This window comes from Actinophytocola sp., from assembly GCF_036378875.1.
Classification (GTDB): Bacteria; Actinomycetota; Actinomycetes; order Mycobacteriales; family Pseudonocardiaceae; genus Actinophytocola.
The window spans coordinates 43,471-60,960 of sequence record NZ_DASUVO010000049.1; the positions used below are offsets into that span (position 1 = coordinate 43,471).

General features: G+C 70.7%; 15 protein-coding genes. All 15 read left to right on the forward strand.

The window, feature by feature from the left end:
- Entirely contained in the window at positions 1-1,467 is a 1,467-nt protein-coding gene (locus VF106_RS14625) for a phage tail sheath C-terminal domain-containing protein (RefSeq protein WP_330840231.1), read from the forward strand.
- Positions 1,468-1,528: 61 nt separating this feature from the next.
- A complete protein-coding gene (locus tag VF106_RS14630) occupies positions 1,529-1,999 on the forward strand; it encodes a phage tail protein (protein WP_330840232.1) in 471 nt (156 codons plus the stop codon).
- A gap of 9 nt (positions 2,000-2,008) precedes the next feature.
- Entirely contained in the window at positions 2,009-2,197 is a 189-nt protein-coding gene (locus tag VF106_RS14635; protein ID WP_330840233.1) for a putative phage tail protein, read from the forward strand.
- Positions 2,194-2,862, forward strand: coding sequence for a CIS tube protein (locus VF106_RS14640; RefSeq protein WP_330840234.1), 669 nt, complete (start codon positions 2,194-2,196; stop codon positions 2,860-2,862). The genes VF106_RS14635 and VF106_RS14640 overlap by 4 nt, the downstream gene beginning before the upstream one ends.
- A 10-nt stretch (positions 2,863-2,872) precedes the next feature.
- Positions 2,873-4,066 (forward strand): phage late control D family protein, encoded by a 1,194-nt coding sequence (locus tag VF106_RS14645; RefSeq protein ID WP_330840235.1) that lies wholly within the window; start codon positions 2,873-2,875, stop codon positions 4,064-4,066.
- Entirely contained in the window at positions 4,063-4,707 is a 645-nt protein-coding gene (locus tag VF106_RS14650; protein WP_330840236.1) for a phage baseplate assembly protein V, read from the forward strand. The genes VF106_RS14645 and VF106_RS14650 overlap by 4 nt, the downstream gene beginning before the upstream one ends.
- A complete protein-coding gene (locus VF106_RS14655) occupies positions 4,704-5,108 on the forward strand; it encodes a gp25 family contractile injection system sheath assembly initiator (protein WP_330840237.1) in 405 nt (134 codons plus the stop codon). The genes VF106_RS14650 and VF106_RS14655 overlap by 4 nt, the downstream gene beginning before the upstream one ends.
- The gene (locus tag VF106_RS14660; protein ID WP_330840238.1) at positions 5,105-6,985 is read left to right on the forward strand and encodes a baseplate J/gp47 family protein; all 1,881 of its coding nucleotides are present in this window, start codon (positions 5,105-5,107) and stop codon (positions 6,983-6,985) included. Before VF106_RS14655 ends, VF106_RS14660 begins: the two co-directional genes overlap by 4 nt.
- Positions 6,982-9,021 carry a putative baseplate assembly protein gene (locus tag VF106_RS14665; RefSeq protein WP_330840239.1) on the forward strand — a complete coding sequence of 680 codons (2,040 nt, stop codon included), beginning with the start codon at positions 6,982-6,984 and terminating at the stop codon, positions 9,019-9,021. Before VF106_RS14660 ends, VF106_RS14665 begins: the two co-directional genes overlap by 4 nt.
- Positions 9,018-10,937, forward strand: a complete 1,920-nt coding sequence (locus VF106_RS14670; RefSeq protein WP_330840240.1) for a phage tail protein — start codon at positions 9,018-9,020, stop codon at positions 10,935-10,937. Before VF106_RS14665 ends, VF106_RS14670 begins: the two co-directional genes overlap by 4 nt.
- A gap of 13 nt (positions 10,938-10,950) precedes the next feature.
- Complete coding sequence (locus VF106_RS14675) at positions 10,951-12,198, forward strand: hypothetical protein (protein ID WP_330840241.1); 1,248 nt, start codon at positions 10,951-10,953, stop codon at positions 12,196-12,198.
- Positions 12,195-14,180 carry a hypothetical protein gene (locus VF106_RS14680; protein ID WP_330840242.1) on the forward strand — a complete coding sequence of 662 codons (1,986 nt, stop codon included), beginning with the start codon at positions 12,195-12,197 and terminating at the stop codon, positions 14,178-14,180. Before VF106_RS14675 ends, VF106_RS14680 begins: the two co-directional genes overlap by 4 nt.
- Complete coding sequence (locus VF106_RS14685; protein ID WP_330840243.1) at positions 14,177-15,307, forward strand: hypothetical protein; 1,131 nt, start codon at positions 14,177-14,179, stop codon at positions 15,305-15,307. The genes VF106_RS14680 and VF106_RS14685 overlap by 4 nt, the downstream gene beginning before the upstream one ends.
- Before the next feature lie 2 nt (positions 15,308-15,309).
- On the forward strand, positions 15,310-15,849 hold the full coding sequence (locus VF106_RS14690) for a hypothetical protein (RefSeq protein WP_330840244.1): 540 nt from the start codon (positions 15,310-15,312) through the stop codon (positions 15,847-15,849).
- Positions 15,846-17,489, forward strand: coding sequence for a hypothetical protein (locus tag VF106_RS14695; RefSeq protein WP_330840245.1), 1,644 nt, complete (start codon positions 15,846-15,848; stop codon positions 17,487-17,489). The genes VF106_RS14690 and VF106_RS14695 overlap by 4 nt, the downstream gene beginning before the upstream one ends.
- Position 17,490 lies beyond the last annotated feature (1 nt).

Genomic DNA, 17,490 nt, shown 5'->3' on the forward strand with positions numbered 1-17,490 from the left:
ATGACCAGTGCAGCGCTTCCCGGCGTGTCCCTGACCGTCGTGCCACGCGGCTCCGACACCGAGCCGTTGCGCACGGACGTCGCGGTGTTCCTCGGCCGCACCCGGCGCGGCCCGGTGGGGACACCGGTCCGGGTCGAGAGTTGGAACGACGTCGTCGGTGCCCTCGGGCCGCCGGACGGCTCGTCCGCCACGCCGTTCGCGTTGCGCGGCTTCTTCGAGAACGGTGGTCGCACCGCGTGGGTGCTGCGGATCTCCGGACCGGCGGAGACCGCGAGCGCACCGTGGACGGACGGGTACCTGGTGGTGGCGACGAGTCCGGGCACCTGGGCGAACGGCGGCCGGGTCACCATCCGCTACCAGGCGAGCACCGTCGCCGGGCCGCCGACGGTCACCGTGCGGGTGCTGGTGCCCGGTGAGCCGGCGGAGATCTTCGCCGGGATGCCGCCCGGCGAGGTCGTCGACCGGCTGACCGCGTCCCGGCTGATCCGGTTGGTGCCGGACGGACCGCTACCCGTACCGACCGGTCAGCTCTCGATGACGTGGAACGTCACGCTCACGGGCGGCTCGGACGCCGAGCCGGGGCGGGAGGAGTACGCGAGCGCCGTGCGCACACAGGCCGACCTGCCGGAGCCGGCACTGGTGGCACTGCCGGACCTCGGCACGGACCTCACGGACCCGGCACGCACGGAAGTGGTGTTGGAACTGCTCCGGTCGGCCGCGGACCTTCTCGACAGGCTCGTCGTGCTCGACGTCCCACTCGGACTGTCCGCAGTCGACGACGTGGTGGCCTGGGCAGACTCGTTGGCAAACCTCGGGGACGACGCCTTGCTCGGTGCGGCGGCGGTCTACCACCCGCCGTTGCGGGCACCGGCGCTCATCGGTCCCGGGCTGCGGACCGTTCCCGCTTCCGGCCACGTCGTCGGGCTGGTCGCGCGGCTGGACGGTGAGCGGGGCGCTCACCACACCCCGGCCAACGCCGTGCTCCTCGACGCGGTGGACCTGGCGATCGAGAACCCGGAGCCGCAGCTCGTCCGGTTGTTCAACGCGAACATCGACCTGGTCCGGTGCGTGCGTGGCCGCGGGCTGCTGGTGTGGGGTGGGCGAACACTGTCCCGCAACCCCCGCACCCGGTACGTGGCGCACCGCCGACTCGTCCACCTGCTGGTGCGGGCCATCCGTCGGGTCACGAACCCGCTGGTGTTCGACGTGAACTCGCCGGAGCTACGACTGACGCTGGTCCGCGCGTTGACTTCCGTGCTGCTGGAGGCGTTCCGGACCGGCGCGCTCGCCGGCGCCCGACCTGAGCAGGCGTTCCGGGTGGTGTGCGACGAGACGAACAACCCACCGGAACAGGATCCGGGAATGCTCGTCTGCGAGCTGGAGTTCGCGCCCGCGGCACCGATGGAGTTCATCAAGCTGCGCCTCGTGCTCGGCCAGGACCGCGGGCTCGAGGTGATCGAGTCGTGAGCGGAGCTTGCGGAGCGAACCATCAGGCGCTGCGGCGCCACGGAGCGGGCGAGGAGGCGTCATGACCGATCCTCTGCTCAAGTATCGCTTCATCGTCACGCTCGATCCCGGCGACGCGTACCTGCCGCCCGCGCAGGCGTTGCTGTTGCCGCTGGTGGCGGCCGGCGCCTTCCAGGAGGTCACCGGGCTGGGTGCGCAACTGGAGGTCGTGAACTACGCCGAGGGCGGTCGCAACGACTCCGTGCACCAGCTGCCGTTGCGTCACTCGTGGAACCGGCTCACGTTGAAGCGCGGTGTGTCGCGTGACCGTCTGCTGTGGTCGTGGTACCAGGCGGGGCTCGCCGAGTCGCTCGGCGCGCGCCGCGACGGCGCCGTGATCGTGCTCGGCACGGACGGCGTGCCCGCGATGGCGTGGGCGTTCCACGGCGGGCTGGCGGCCAAGTGGAGCGGTCCTGACCTGCACGCGGAGCAGAACGCGGTCGCGATCGAGTCGCTGGAGATCGCGCACGAGGGTTTGACCAACGTCCTCTAGGAGAAGAGCGTGCCCAAGAACCTGATCATCCACAACCTCGAGGTGCGGTTCCAGGTGGACGGTGACGACGGCGCCGTCTTCCAGCGCCTGTTCAACAAGCACATCCAGGCGTGGGCACGGTTGTACGAGCAGGAGTGCGCGCGGGCCAAGCACACCGAGACCGAACGCAAGCTCGGTGACCACGGGAGCCAGACGTGAGTATCACCCCCGTCTCCTTCGCCAGCCAGGGAGCCCTGGCCCGGCTGGAGATCATCCGCCCGGTGATCGCCGACGAGCGGCAGCGGCGGATCCCGTTGCGGTTCAACCCGACCGACTACAAGCTGAGCAAGAGCAACACGTTCGCGGAGATCACCATCCCCGGGCTCGAGACGCCGCCGCTGCAGTACGTCCGCGGCGGCAGCGAGACGCTCAGCCTGCAGGCGCTCGTCGACACGTCCGACACGCTGGAGAACGTCCGGACGACCTATGTGGACGGTCTGCGTAACCTGATGCGCCCGGACAGCAGGGAACACGCTCCACCGATCGTGCGCTTCGTTTGGGACGAGGCCGTGTTCACCGGTGTCCTGGAGAAGCTGGACGTGAACTACGTGCTGTTCAAGCCGGACGGGGTGCCATTGCGCGCGCAGCTCGACGTCACGCTGAAGGAGTTCCGCCCCGCGGCACAACAGGTCGCGGACACCCCTCGTTCCTCGCCGACCGTGGAGAAGAGCTACGTGGTGCGGCGCGGTGACACGTTGTCGAGCATCTCCGCCGCGGTGTACCGGCGACCGGACGCGTGGCGTGAACTGGCGCGTGCCAACGGGATCACGGACCCACGCGACCTGCGACCGGGTCGGGTGCTGACGGTGCCGAGGCTGCCGTGAGAGGGACGCGATGACCATTCCTTTCGCGGTGGCCCCGGAAGTGGCCGATCCGGACCGTTACGCCCCCGAGTTCGACGTGCGCATCGAAGGCGTGGAGCTGGATCCCACGACCAAGAACGACATACTCGACATCAAGGTGCACCGCGACATCGACGAGATGTCCGGTTTCGACCTCGAGCTGAACAACTGGGACGACGTGAACCTGAAGTTCAAGCACAGCGACTCACGCGCATTCCGCCTCGGCTCCCGGGTCTCGGTCCGGCTCGGCTATGCCGGCAAGCTGCTGACCGTCGCCACGGGCACGATCAGCACGCTGTCCCCCAAGTTCCCGGACGGCGCGTCGCCGACCGTGTCGGTGAGCGGGGTGGACGGGATGCTGAAGCTCAAGGACCGCAAGCCGGCGGAGAACGAGGAGAAGATCTACCGCAACATGCCGGACTGGCGGATCGCCGAGCAGGTGGCCCAGCGCAACAAGCTGCGGATCGTGACGACGCAGGAGGGTCCGACGCACGACCGCGTCGTGCAGAAGAACCAGGACGACGCGAGTTTCCTGATGGAGCGGGCGAAACGGCTGGACTTCGACTGTTTCCTCCTGCCGGACCCGAACACCGGCGAGGAGACGCTGTACTTCATCAGGCCCACCGACGGCCGCGACGGCCGGCCGATCCGCCTGTACCGGCTGACCTACCAGCCGGGGCTCACCACCGGTCCGACCGCGCAGCCGGAGGGGCTGGTGCCGAACCTGCTGGACTTCACCCCGACGCTCACGGTTTCCCAGCAGGTAAGCAAGTTGACCGTGCGTGGCTGGGATCCCCGCACCAAGCAACAGATCGCGTTCACCGCGACCGCGGAGAACCTGCCGGCGGGCCAGAACTCGGCCGACGGGGAGAACGGTCCGCAGGCGGCGGACTCGGCGGCGGGCGGGCGTCAGGAGGTGCTCGTCGACGCGCCGGTCACCAGCGACCAGGAGGCACGGGAGCTGGCGATCGCACTGCTGCGCGAGCGATCGTACGAGTTCATCACCGCCACGGGCCGGGTGGCCGGTCTGCCCGAGCTGCGGCCGGGCGACAACGTGGAGGTTTTCGGGCTCGGCATGCGGTTCTCCGGCACGTACTTCGTCAAGCGGGTCGAGCACACGTTGGGCAGCAGCGGGTTCTTCACCACCTTCACCGGCAGGCGGATCCACCAGGGAGACACCCCATGACCAGGACCGTGCCGAGGGCGCGCAGCACCGACAAGCGTTACTACGGCGTCGTCGAGGCGCTGGTGGTGGAGAACGTCGGCGACGACGAGGGCCGGATCAAGGTCAAGTTCCCGTGGTTCGACGGCGGCGCGACGGTCACCGAGTGGTGCCGGGTCAGCCAGCTGTACGCGGGCGGCGGCTACGGCTCGGTGTTCGTCCCGGAGATCGGTGACGAGGTGCTGGTCGCGTTCGTGCACGGGGACATGCGGTTCCCGATCGTCCTCGGTGGACTGTACAACGGCGTGGACAAACCACCGACCGCCCGCACCGACGGCCGCGACCAGAAGATCATCCGCACCAAGGCGGGCCACGAGGTCCTCCTCGACGACGGCGCCAAGGAAATCCGGATCACCACAGCCGAGGGCGGGAACGTGACCGTGACCGCCACCGGAGAGATCAAGCTGAAGGCACAGAAGGTGACCGTCGAGGCGGACAGCATCGACCTCGGCGGCGGCGCGACTCAGAAAGCCGTGCTCGGCGACCTCCTGAAGACCGCGTTCGAGGCGCACATCCACACGTCCGCGTCGCCCGGCACGCCGACCAGCCCGCCCACGCTGCCCCTCCCGAACAACGTCCTGTCGTCGAAGGTGACAGTGGAATGAGTGAGCCCTTTCTCGGTACCGGTTGGCGGTTCCCGATCCTGCCCGACGAGGCCGGGCGGCTGGGGTACGCCGTCGGTGAGCAGAGCATCGAGCACTGCCTGCGGGCGCTGCTGCTCACCGGCGTCGGTGAACGGGTCATGCGGCCGGACTTCGGCACCCGCGCGCAGGAGTCCGTGTTCGCGCCGGGCAGTGTGCAGAACCTGCGAGAGCTGGAGCGCTCGATCGCCGAGGCCGTCCGCACCTACGAGCCGAGGGTCGAGCTCGACGGCGTCCGCGCGGAGGCCGACCTCACCGACGAGTCCCGGGTCACCGTGTCGGTCGAGTACCGCGTCCGGCGCACCAACACCAAGGCCAACCTGGTGTTCCCGTTCTACCTCGGCCTGACGGGGAGCACGCCATGACCCTGCCCGCGCCGAAGCTGGACGACCTCACCTGGGCCGACATGATGGCGGCCATCCGCCGTCGCATCCCGGCCGAGTCGGACGGTGCCTGGACGCTGCACGCACCCGTCGACCCCGGGGTCACCCTCCTGGAACTGTTCGCGTACCTGCTGGAGCAACGCCTCTACTGGCTCGACCAGGTACCGGACGCGCTGGTGGTCGCGATCCTGCGCCTGCTCGGCCTCGAAACGCCCCGGCCCGCGGTGCCGGCGGCCACCGTGCTGCAACTGACCGCCGCCCACCTTCAGTTTGTCCCCGCGGGCACGGTCATGACACGGGATCCGTTCGGGCGCATCAGATTCACCCTCCTCGACGAGGTCACCGTGTTCCCGCTCAACGGCGCGGTGACGGTGTCGACAGACCGCGACCGCACCGCCGACCTGAGCGCCCGGCGCGGTGTTCCGCTGCTGGCCACCGAGAACACCGTCCGGTTCACGGTGCCGCTCACTGGCTCGAAGCCGGCGTCTGGCTGGCTGACGCTGCTCGTCGAGCTGGACGCGCCGGTCGAGTCGCCGCCCTCGTGGTCACCGCGTGCCGTCGAGAAGGTGCGGCCGCCCGCCGAGCTGACCTGGTCCTGGTTCCGGCCCGACAGCACGGTTTCCGGCTCCTTCGACGAGGTCGAGGACGGCACCGCCGGCCTCCGCCGGTCCGGGGTGGTCCGGCTGCGGCTGCCGGACGGCTGGACCACCGCGAACCGAGGACTGCTGGTGTCCACCGAGGCAACCACCTTCTCCTCGCCACCACGTCTTCTCCAGTTGGCGGTCAACGTCTCCGCCGCACGGCACCGGGAAAGCCGTACGGTGACCGACTTCGCGGACCAGACCGTCGCGTGGCTGAAGCTGCCCGGTCAGCGACTCGTGCTGCCGGACGCGGCGGGCACGCTGCTCGACGCGACGTTGCGGCTGGCCGAAGACGAGTGGACATCGGTGGTGGACTTCACCTACGGCGCGTCTCGCGATCGGATCTTCGTGCTGGACCGCGATGAGGGCGCGCTGGTGTTCGGTGACGGGCTCACCGGGCGCATTCCGCGCCCGACCAAGGACATAGAGGTCCGGCACAACATCGGCGGCGGCCGCGCCGGCAACGGCGGCATTACGGACAACTGGCTGCCCATCGAGGACATCGCGATACGCGGGACCAACCTGGTCCTGGCCGAGGGTGGCGCGGACCCGGAGACCGTGGCCGACGCACGGGCCCGTGCGGCCGGGGCCCTGCTGGAGGTGACCCGCGCCGTCACCGCCGAGGACTACGTCACGCTGGCCACGACCACGCCCGGGGTCGCGGTCGGGCGGGCCTACGCGTCGGTCGGTGAGCATCCCGGCTACCCGTGCGCCACGGTCCCGGGCGCGGTGACCGTCCACATCGTTCCGTCGGTGCCCGCGGATGTGCCGGCGCCACAACCGGATCCGGGCATGATCTGCGAGGTGGCCGACCGTCTCGAGGCGGCACGGCTGCTCACGTCCGAGGTGTTCGTCCGCGCACCGGCCTACCGCACGGTCAGGTTGCGTGTCGACCTGTCGGGCAGCCCAGCGAACCGCGCCCGAGTGTCGACAGTGGCCAGTGACGCACTGCGCCGCTACCTCCACCCGCTGGTCGGCGGTGACGAGGAGACCGGGTGGCCGTTCGGTGAACCGCTACGGCCGTCGGCGCTGCTGCGTGCCGCGCAGCAGGCACTCGGTGACCTCGCGGACGTCGCCGGTGTGGCGATCGGCCTCGACGGCGACGAACCCGACGAGGCATGCCGCGACACAGCCTTGCGCGCGGGCGAACTTCCCGAGGTCCGGGAGATCCGGACCCGGGTCGTGCCCGCGGTCGAGCCTGGGGAGGGGCTCACATGAGTACGGTGTGGTGGGAGCGCGACGCGGACGGCGAGGCACGGATCGTACCCGGCCCTGGCCCGTCCGGTGTCCAACCCGAACTGGTCGACGCCACCCGGGAGGCGGTCCGCGCGGCCGTGCGGGACCGGATCCCCGGGTACACGCCGGACTGGACCAACCCCGACCGCCAGGACGCCGGCGTCGCGCTCGTCCGCCTGTTCGGCACACAGGTCGAACCTGTGCTCACCAGGGTGAACCGGCTGCCGGAGAAGGTGCTGGCCGAACACCTCCAGACCGCGGGCGTGCGGCGCAGACCGGCAAGCGCGGCGGCCACCCTGTTGGAGTTCACCGTGACCCCACCGGACGGCGCCTCGGTGCTGGTCCCGGCCGGGTTCCAGGCAGCCGCGTCCAGCCCGGCCGGGCAGGTGATCTACGAGACGGACCAGGACCTGTACGCTACCCCGGCCACCATCGGCGCGATCGCCGTGCAGCGGGCCGGGACGGTGGAGCCGATCCCACTGGGGCCGTCGGGGCCCGGTCGTGCCTTCCCGCCGTTCGGCCTCGATCCGCATCCGGGCAACGCGCTCTGGCTCGGCCTCGCCGGTGACGCCAGCCCGTTCCCGTTGCTGTCGCTCGGTTTCGTGGTCGACGCGGCGCCACCCACGCCGGCGGCGTCCGGCGGGCTCGCGCCGCTGCCGCTGCCGCTGCCACCGGCACCACTGCTCCGCTGGGACGTGCTGGACGGCGGCCGGTTCGTGACCGCGGAAGTGGTGCGGGACGGGACCGGTGGGCTGCGGGCGAGCGGCACGGTGGAGCTGCGCCTGCCACGCACGTGGGCACCCGGCAACCCGTCCGCCGCACGGCCCGGGCCGCCGATGCGGTGGCTCCGGCTGCAGATCGCGAACGGCTCGTTCGCCCCTCCCCCACCCGTGCTTTCCGGGCTGCGACTGAACGTGGTGCCTGCCACGGCCGCCCGCACGTTCCTCGACGAGCCGCTCGAGCCGATCCTGGACCCGTCCACGACCACGGCCCGCCGACGGATGCGACTGAGCCAGGTGCCGATCCTCGCGGGCAGCGTGGTGATCGAGGTCGACGACGACCCGGGCACGGATCTCTTCGGCACCACGGCAAGCGGCGCCTCACGCTGGCAGGAGGTCGACAGCCTCGCCGGGTTCGGTCCGGACGACCGGGTGTTCGTCGTGGACTACGCGACCGGCGAGGTCACCTTCGGCGACGGGGTCGACGGCGCGGCCGTGCCGCCGGGTTTCCGCAACGTGCGTGCCGTGCGGTACCGGATCGGCGGCGGCTCGGTGGGCGCGGTACGGGCCGGCGCCGTCAACAGCGTGGTCACCGCGCTGCCGTTCGTGACCCGCGTGACCAACCCGTTCCCCGCGACGGGTGGCACGGATCCCGAACCGGACGCGGACGTGATGCGCCGTGGCGTCGGGGAGCTACGATCCCGCGGCCGGGCCGTCGCGCCCGCCGACTACGGCCTGCTGGCCACCCGCGCGCCGGGCGCCGAGATCGCCCGCGCCCACGGCGTGCCCGGCCTGCACCCGGAGTATCCGGGCAAACCCATACCTGGGGTCGTCGGCGTGCTGGTCGTGCCTCCCGTCGACGACTCCGGCACGCCACCGGCGACGTCGGCGGCGACGTTGCGTGCGGTGTCGGACTTCCTCACCCGCGAGGTCGCGCCCGCCGGCATCACCGTCGTCGCCGCGGGCGCCCGGTTCCAGCGAGTCGTGGTGGAGGCCCGGGTCGCGCTCGACCCGGACCAGGAGCGGTCCGCCGTGCTGACCAGGGCCATCGACGCGGTCACCACGTTCCTGGATCCGGTGCGTGGCGGGGAGAACGGCGCCGGCTGGCCGTTCGGCGGCGCGGTGCGGCACACCCCGCTCGTGCGGCGAATCCTCGCCGTCGACGGAGTCCGCGCCGTGTCCGGGCTTTCCCTGACCGTGGACGGGTTGCGGCTGCCGCCGTGCGCCGACCACGTCGTGCCACCGAACACGCTGGTCTGGCCGGAGCGCCCGCTGCTGATCCCGGTGGAGGACTCATGACGTGCGCGCCGACAGCCGCGACCTTTCGCCTGCTCGACGACGTCGTCGGGTGGGACGAGGACAAGGACACGGTGCACGACCTGGTCGGGTTCACCGATCCGGACGGCGTCCGGCTGGCCAACAGCGGCTCCGATCCGCAGGGGCCGAGGAGGAGCGAACTGCTCCCCTGGTTCCCCGATCCCCGGCTGGCGCCCGGATGCCAGGCGTGCGCGTGGTACCTGATCTCCGGGAAACGGTTGCTGCGCCGGGACACCTGCACGGGTGGCTGGCTGCCGGTCTGGTCCCGCGACTGCGATCCCCACCTGCTGCGCGAACCGGTTGCCGTCGCCGCGCGGGGACATCGGCTCGCGGTGGTGGACTCCGGCCGGGTTCTGGTGTGGCGCAACGAGGGCGAGCAGCTCGCCGGGGTGATCGAGCTCGCCGGTGCGAGCCTTGTCGCGCTGGCGCAGGACGACCAGGTGCTGGTGACCGACGACAGCACCGAACTGCGGTGGTACAGCTCGGACGGGCGGCTCGTCGAAACCGTCCAGACCACGGTCATCGGTGAGATCGTCGGCGTGCGCGCCGGGCCGGGCAGGACGATCTGGTTGCTCACCCAGGACGGCGACCGGTTGCGGATCTACCGGAACGGCGAGGATTCCACAGTAGACGAGCTGCGGAAGGCGCTGCCGGCGAGCACGCTCGTCTCCGCCAACGACGACGGGTTCTGCCTGCTGGAGAACGGCCCGGACGGCGCCGTGACCAACTGCTACACCTGGCGGGGCAAACCATGGACCGCGCCCGCCCCGGAGCCCGGCCAGTTCAAGAACACCGGCACGTTCACGACATGCCGGATCGACAGCGGCATCTCGCGCTGCCGATGGCACCGCGTGCGCGTGGACGCGGACGTGCCGCCCGGCACGGCGGTCTCGGTGGCGATAGTGGTGTCGGAGGGCGGCCAGTTCGCGGCCACCGACTGGCAGACGGCGCCGCCGGGTGTCACCGACTTCCTGGTCGACCAGCCACCCGGCCGCTACCTCACCGCCCGTGTGACACTGTCCGGCGACACCTCGACCACCCCGGTCCTGCACCGGATCCGGTTGGATTTCCCGAGAACCACGAGCGCGGACCTGCTGCCACCCGCGTTCCGCCAGGACCCTGCCGCCGATGACTTCACCGAGCGCTTCCTGTCGCTGTTCGACGCCACGCTCGCCGAGATCGACCAGGTGATCGAGCGCTACCCCGCACTGCTCGATCCGGCCGGCGTCCCGGATCGAGCCCTGCCGTGGCTCGCCGGGCTGCTCGGCCTGTCGTTCGAGTCCGGCTGGAACGCGGAGACCCGGCGTGCCCTGCTGGCCGCCGCGCCGGAGTTGTACCGGCGCCGCGGCACGCCGTGGGCGCTGACACAGGCCATCAAGATCGTCTTCGGTGTCCAACCGGTGATCGACGAACTGGCCGACGACCGTCGCTGGGCGCAGGTCCGTGCCGCGGCAAGCCCGTCGCACGCGGCGGGCCTCGGCTCGGTCCGGTTGTTCGGCCGGTCCTCGACGCGGTTCCGCCTTGACGGCTCCGCACTGGGCGCCACCCCGATACGTGCGTTCGGCGACCCGGACTCCGACCCGCTCACCGAGCACGCGCACCGGTTCCGGGTGCTGCTGCCCGCGGGATCGGCGAGCGGGGAGGCGTTGCGACGACTGGTCGAACGGCAGGCGCCCGCGCACACACGGGGTTCGGCACGCACCGGCGGTGAGGGCTTCGTGGTCGGCACACGGTCGACGGTCGGGGTGGACACGACCTTCGTCCCCCTGCCGCCACCCGTGCTCGGCGGTACGCGGCTCAACCACGACGGGGTACTGCGGCCGGGCCCGCGAGGCGCACGCCACGGGGTGAGCGTCGGCATTGTCTCCGCTGTCGGTGTCCACACGCGAATGTCTTGAGAGGACGGAGAAGATGACCGAGGTATCGACACAGACGAACACGGGGTTCGACGTGCCGCCGTTCCGGCGGTTGCGTTACTTCCACGGCCAGCAGCTCACCGCGCGGGACTTCCAGCGCGAGCAGGAGTACTTCCGCGAGAAGCTGAAGCTACGCATGCGTTGCCTGCTCGGCTACGGCGTGGTCTGCGGGCTGTACGTGGAACCGGTCGCGCCCGACCACGATGACGACAAGGACGATGACAAGCCGAAAGGAAAGAACGACGAACGGCGCCGCAAGGCGAAGGTGAAGATCACCTCTGGGCTCGGCGTGGACTGCGACGGCAACGAACTCGTGGTCCGCGGCAGCTGCGTGGTCGACCTGTGGGAGGCACTGCAGTCCGACGAACGCACCGGCAACACCGTCTGGGTCGGCATCGAGTACCACGAACGAGCCGTCGAGCCCACGCGTACCGTCCACAACAGCAACTGCGCGGACAACTCCGACTGCCAGCACGGCTGGACCGAGGAGAGCTACGTCGTGCGGGTGACCGGGCGCGAGCCACCTGAGGACGAGCGCTGCGACACCTGCTGTTCACGGTGCGAGCACAAGGTGTTGTGGCTGGCCAGGATCGACGACGTGGACTGGTTCGAGCCGGTGCGCGACAACCAGATCCACATGGAGATCCGGCGGCCGTTCAGCAAGTACGTGCCCACGGTGATCACCGGGATCAACTGGCGCCACGGTTACACCTACACCATTGACGAGGTCAAGCAACTCCTCGGCACGCAGAAGGACAGCGGCGGGCTCATCGTCCAGTTCTCCGACGAGATCCGGGTGGACAGCCTCCAGCGCGGCGTCGTGGAGATCCAAGTGATCGAGGGCGGTTCCGGCCGCAACGCCAGCACCTGGTACATGGGCGGGGAGTTCAAGGAGCCCACCGGAGGCGAGTTCACCAGGCACTTCCGCTTCCGCCAGACGACTCGCGAGTCACTGCAGGACGGCGACCGCGTGATGATCACGGTGCGCGGGGCGTTCATCCTCGACCGCTGCTGCCGGCCCGTCGACGGAACCCACGTCGGCGGCAAGGTGCCCTTCATCCGGCGCAGGAGAGACGAGTCCGGCGCTGACGTGGCCGGCGACTGGCCGGACCCCGGCACGGGGCCCGACACGGAGGTCGGCTGTGCGGTCCCGCCGTCCGGCATCGGGCCGTGGACCTCGGGCACCGGCGCGGGCGGAGACGTCTTCGAGAGCTGGTTCTTCGTGACGGAGGAGCGTAAATGACAGCGTCGACAACCCGGACAGACTGCGGGTGTGGTTGCGGCGGAGCCTCCGCCTGGCCGTCCGCGTTCGTCCGGCCGAGGTTCTTCGCGGGCCAACTGCTCACCGAGGACGATCTCGAACTGCTCGTGGGCTACGTGACCGGCAAACACCGGCTGTACAACCGGATGTTGTCCGGGCCGGGGGTCGTCTGCGGCCTTGAGGTCGGCTGTGACCCCTGTGGCGACGGCAACGTCGTCGTACAACCGGGTCACGCGCTGGACTGCTGCGGCAACGACATCGTGCTGTCCTGCAAGGAGAAGGTGGACGTGCAGGCACTCGTGCGTGAGCTGCGGGTCAGCTCGCTCGGCGTGGACTGCGGTGAGCCGTGCGAGGACGACGGACCGCGTCGCTACGGGCTCTTCGTCCGCTACGAGGAGTCCCCTGTGGACCCGGTGGCGCCGTACTCCACGGAGGAGCCGTGCCCGACGCCGGGCTGCGTGCCGTCGCGGATCCGGGAGAGCCTGCGGTTCCTGGTCAAGCGCGACGAGACCGACGACCACCGGTACAACCCGGGCAGCCGGCTGCTGGCGAGCATCGGTGACGAGCGGAGGTTCGCGCACCTCCAGCGGGTCGGGCAGCGGCTCGGTTTCTACCTGGACGCGCTGTTCTTCGCGTGGCACGGATCCGGCAGGACCATCCGGTTCGACGCGACGGACGCCGGCCGGTTCGAGCGGAGCCTCACGTGGCTGCGGGAGAGCGGCGAGGGAACCCCGGCCGCGTCGGTCGCCGTCCAGATGACCGAACACGTGCGTGCGCTGGCCAGCGCGATCGCCCGGTACGACACCCACGACCGCGACGGACAACAGCAGCTCGAGCGGGAGCACACCGTCCTCAGCCAGGTCGCCGAGGCCCGGCAGGTGCTCGGCGTGGCCTGCACCCGGCTGGAGAAGACCGATCCGGAGCAGGTGTGGCCGAACGAGCTGCGCCGCGAGCTGGCCGCCGCGGTGGTCGCCGAGACCAAGGCGCGGGTGGTGCGGGGCCCTGCGGACGCGGAGTCGGCGAGGGAGGCACGCCTGCTGGCACACGGCACGCCGATGGACAACGTGCTGCAGGTGCGGTTCCGGTCGGACCTCGGCGAGCTGCGGGAATGGCTGCTCGGACGCATGGAGCGGTCGCCCGGGGTGGCCGACTGCTCGTTGCGCGGCGCGGTGCGCTCGATCAACCTCCCACCGCTGTTGCCCAGACCGGACCCGGACCCGGAACAGCGGATCGCGGACTCCGACGCCGGTGTGCTCGCGGAGGCCGTGCGGGACGTGATCCTTGCCCAGCGCCGTTTCGTCACCGACGCGGCGTGCTCGACGCTGAACCCGCCGTGCACCGACTGCACGGACACCGACGTGCTGCTCGCGCACGTCGAGCTGGACGGCTGCGACGTCGTCCGGGTGTGCTCCGCGACGCGGGAACAGGTGCTGCCCGGCGGGTCGATGTACGGGGAGTGGCTGCCGAAGCTCTTCCCGCTGCGTGAGCTCGCCGGCCGACTGTGCTGCGAGCCGGTGCCGGGGTACACGCCACCGCAGCTGCCGTCGACGGGCCCGGTGCGCCGGCCCTACGTGGAGGGACTTCTGGAGGAGTGGCCGCGAACCGGTGACCTGGAAAACATGCTGGGCCTGCTGCTGACGCCCGGGCAGGGCGAGACACCGCCGAAAGCCTTGCACGAACAGCTCTACCGGGTGCCGACCGAGGTGACGGACAGCCTGCACGAGCTGGGCATGCTGCGGTCGCAGGTGGGTGCCCTGACCGCGACCGTGGAAGCGTTGCGCGGGCAGCTGGACACGGCACGCGAGCAGGTGAGCCAGGTGCGTGAGGAGCTGCCGGAGCGACTCGGTTCTCGGTTGGAGGAGCTGGAAAGCACGCCACGAGGTGAGGCCGAAGCCAAGCCGCCCGCTCGGCGCACCCGGTCGACGGGTCGCACCCAGAAACCCCGGTCAGGTGAGTCGTCATGACGGCCCCGCTGCGCCCCGCGTTTCACGAGGGGCAGGTGCTCTCCGCCGCGGACCTGGCGGCGACCGTCGGGTACGGACGTGACGTGGCCGCACGGCACGCGCGTCACCTGCACGACTGGGGTATCGCCGAAGGGCTCGAACTGGTCACCGAGGCCCGGACGGACCCGGCCACCAACGCCCGGTACGTCGAGGTGAGCGTGTCCGCGGGGCTGGCGATCGACGGCACGGGCCGGGAGATCGTGGTCCCGGCGTCCGCGGTGCTGTCCGAGGCCTCCTTCGCGGAGGTCAACGGTGCGGACCAGGCGACGCTGGAGCCGTACCCGGTGTTCCTCACCACGATCGACCGGGCGCAGTCGGCCACGGGCCCGGTGTCGTGCGGCACGGCGGCCGCGCCGACCAGGGTCGAGGAGTCGTACCAGATCCTTTTTGGACGCAGAGGTGACGAGCTGCTGGCCGAGGACCAGCAGCCGCCGCCCGTCAGTGCGGCCCTGGCGGATCCGCCGACCCGGTGGCTGGTCCTGCTGGGCTTCGTCCAGTGGACCGACGGGCATTTCACCAGGGTGTTCCCCAGCGCCCGTGGCGTCGAGCCGCGGTACGCGGGTGTGCGCGCGGACACGGTGTCCGCCCGCGCCGGCGAGCTCACGCTGCGGACGCGGCCCACCGTTCAGGAGGGCCAGCCGGCGCTGGTGCTGTCCGGTGAGGATCCGCCGAGCCTGGTCTTCGGGCTGTACCAGGGAAGCGGCACGGTCAACCCGCTGATGACCGTGGCGGCGAACGGAAACCTGACAGTGGCGGGGAGTTTCTCCGGCCGCATCTCGGCGGGCAGCGTGCTGGCGACGTCCGGGACGGCAACCGACGGCATGCTTCTGCCGTTGCCGGCCGGGGTGAGCAAGCAGGAGGTCGACGACGGCCGGGTGGAACTGCACGTGCACGTCACTCCTCGGGTGCCGCCGGCGACGACCGCGTCGACCCTGCACAGTCCCGTGGAGGCCACTGTGGATGGTGAGTTGCGGGTGCGGTGCCGGGTGCGGTCCTACGACCCGCTCGGCGTTCCGGAGGTCGTCACCGAGCAACCCGGGGCGGTCGAATTCCTGGTAATGGCAACGGTCGCGGCGGCAGGTGGCTGAGGATGACTCTTTACGTGGTGTACGTGAAGGACACTGGTCATGTGGTCGGCGCGGTGAACGCGGCGGGTGACGCCCCGCCCGGCGAGGGCGATGTCGGCGCGCTCGTCGGGGATGCGCTGCCGATGCGTGTCTCCGTCGACGGCAAGGTGGTGAGGCTTCCGCTGCCAGCCGAGCGACTCGCGTTGCACACGGCCGACGACGAGCCACGCGTGTTCGACAACCCGCTGGCCTACGGCGTGGAGTTGGCTGGTGGTCAACCGAAACCGACACTGGTCGAGCTGAGGCCGGAGTCCCCGGAACTGGCGTTCTCGAACAACAGCCTGGTGGTCACGGTGCAGCCCGACGACCCGATCAACGACACTCCCGTGCTGGCGCTGGTCTCCGACGGCGAGAAGGTCCACGTGCGCCCCTGGGCGATACCGGCGGGGGGCGACTCCGTGGAGATCCCGGTGACCGTGTCCGAGGGCAACCACGGCGTACTGGTCCTGGTGGCCGGATGGATCGGCATCCTCGCGACCGAGATCAAGGCGGCCAGGTCGTGAGCCCATCCACCGCGAGCGAGATCACCGTGCACCGGTGCGTGGTGCACGTGGTCCGGCGCGGTGGATGGAGCTGGGGCCCGGATCCTCGGCGCCTGCTGCAGCCGATCCTGGACTCGTTGCCGGCCCTGATCGCCGAACGGTTCGAGGAACAGCTCGAGGGCGACGGCCCGGACGTGGTGATCACCGAACCGGTACGCGTCACCGTTCGATTGGAACACCTCCGGGCCCGTGGGCTGGCACCCACGAACATCGTGGTCGAACCGGCGCCGGCCGCCGTCCACACGACCACCCCCACTCCCTCTCACTCCCCCGACCCGCCGTCCATCACGACACCCCACCCCGACTCGTGGATGGCGCCAACGCCGGCAACACTCTTCGCCGAGCTTGCCGAACGCGGCGAGTTGGAGCCGTTACTGGCCCTGCTCCCGGACGACACGCTGCGGACCTACCTGCTCGCGTTGCTCGAGGACATCCCGGCAGGGTCACCGATCGACGAGACCACGGCGGCAGGCCGCATGGTCGCCGAACTCACCCGACGCCTGCCGTCGTCGTCCACCCCGATGCCACGGACTGTCGACGGTCTCGCCCAACTGCTGGTGGCCTGGCCCACCGACCGGCCCTCACCGGCGCCCGAGATGTCCTCACCCGGCGCGTCCGCCAACGCCGCCCCGGAAGCTACCGGGGAGCGACACGTCTCGTCCGTGCTCCCGTTCCTGTTGGCAGGCCCGCTCGCCCGTATTGGCTACCTCGACGCCATCGGCCCCGCACTGGAGGCCGTCGACCTGGTGGCGGAGGCCCCCCTGTTCGCCGCCGCCCTGGCGTACAAGGTCCTGGGCGGGGTGGAGCGAGGCTGGCGCAGAACGGCGGAGGACAACATCGCGGCGGCCACCTTCGCGGGGTTGGAATCGGTGCCCGATCTCAGTGGCTTCGCCCGACGCGTGCGGCCGGCACTCCCGGTGTTGGACGGTGTGTTGGCGTTGTCCCTGTGCCGAGGCCATGATCCCGCCGAACCGCTGCTGATCACCGGCGTGGACGGAGGGCTGCTGCTGGTGGACGCGCAGGGCCTGTTCCCGATCGCCTGGGCCACCGATGTCGTGCCGTACTGGGAGGCGTGCGGCAGACCGCCTGTGGCCGTCTGTGACAGCCCACTCCCGCCGAACTGCCTGAGAGAACTGGCGGCGGCAGGCGTGTCGTTCATCACCGACGTCCGCCCACTACGCGACGACCCGGTGACGCGCCTGCCATGGCGCACTCCACTGTGGACATCTGGTGAGCCGCCGTTGCGGCTCGCCGCGGACCTCCCCACTCACACGGCGCGACTCGCCGAGCTGGTGCAGGCTCTGACAGTCGCCCGTAGGGCCGTGCCCCTGGCCGAGGACGGCGCTCTGGAACGCAGCGCCACGCTGGCCGCGTCACTCGGCCTGGGCGCCATCGCGTGGACGCTGTGGCGCGCCGACCCGGTGCTGGCGCTGACAAGGTTCGCCGACCTGGAGGCAACGGTCCATTTCGCACCGGATGCCGTGCGAGTGCGGATCCCCCTGGGCCGGCGCCACGCGGACCTCTTGCGCAGCGGCGCACTGACAGATGTCCATGACGTGGTCTGGCTGGCGGGCCGGACCCTGACCTTCTCCGGCGGGTGAC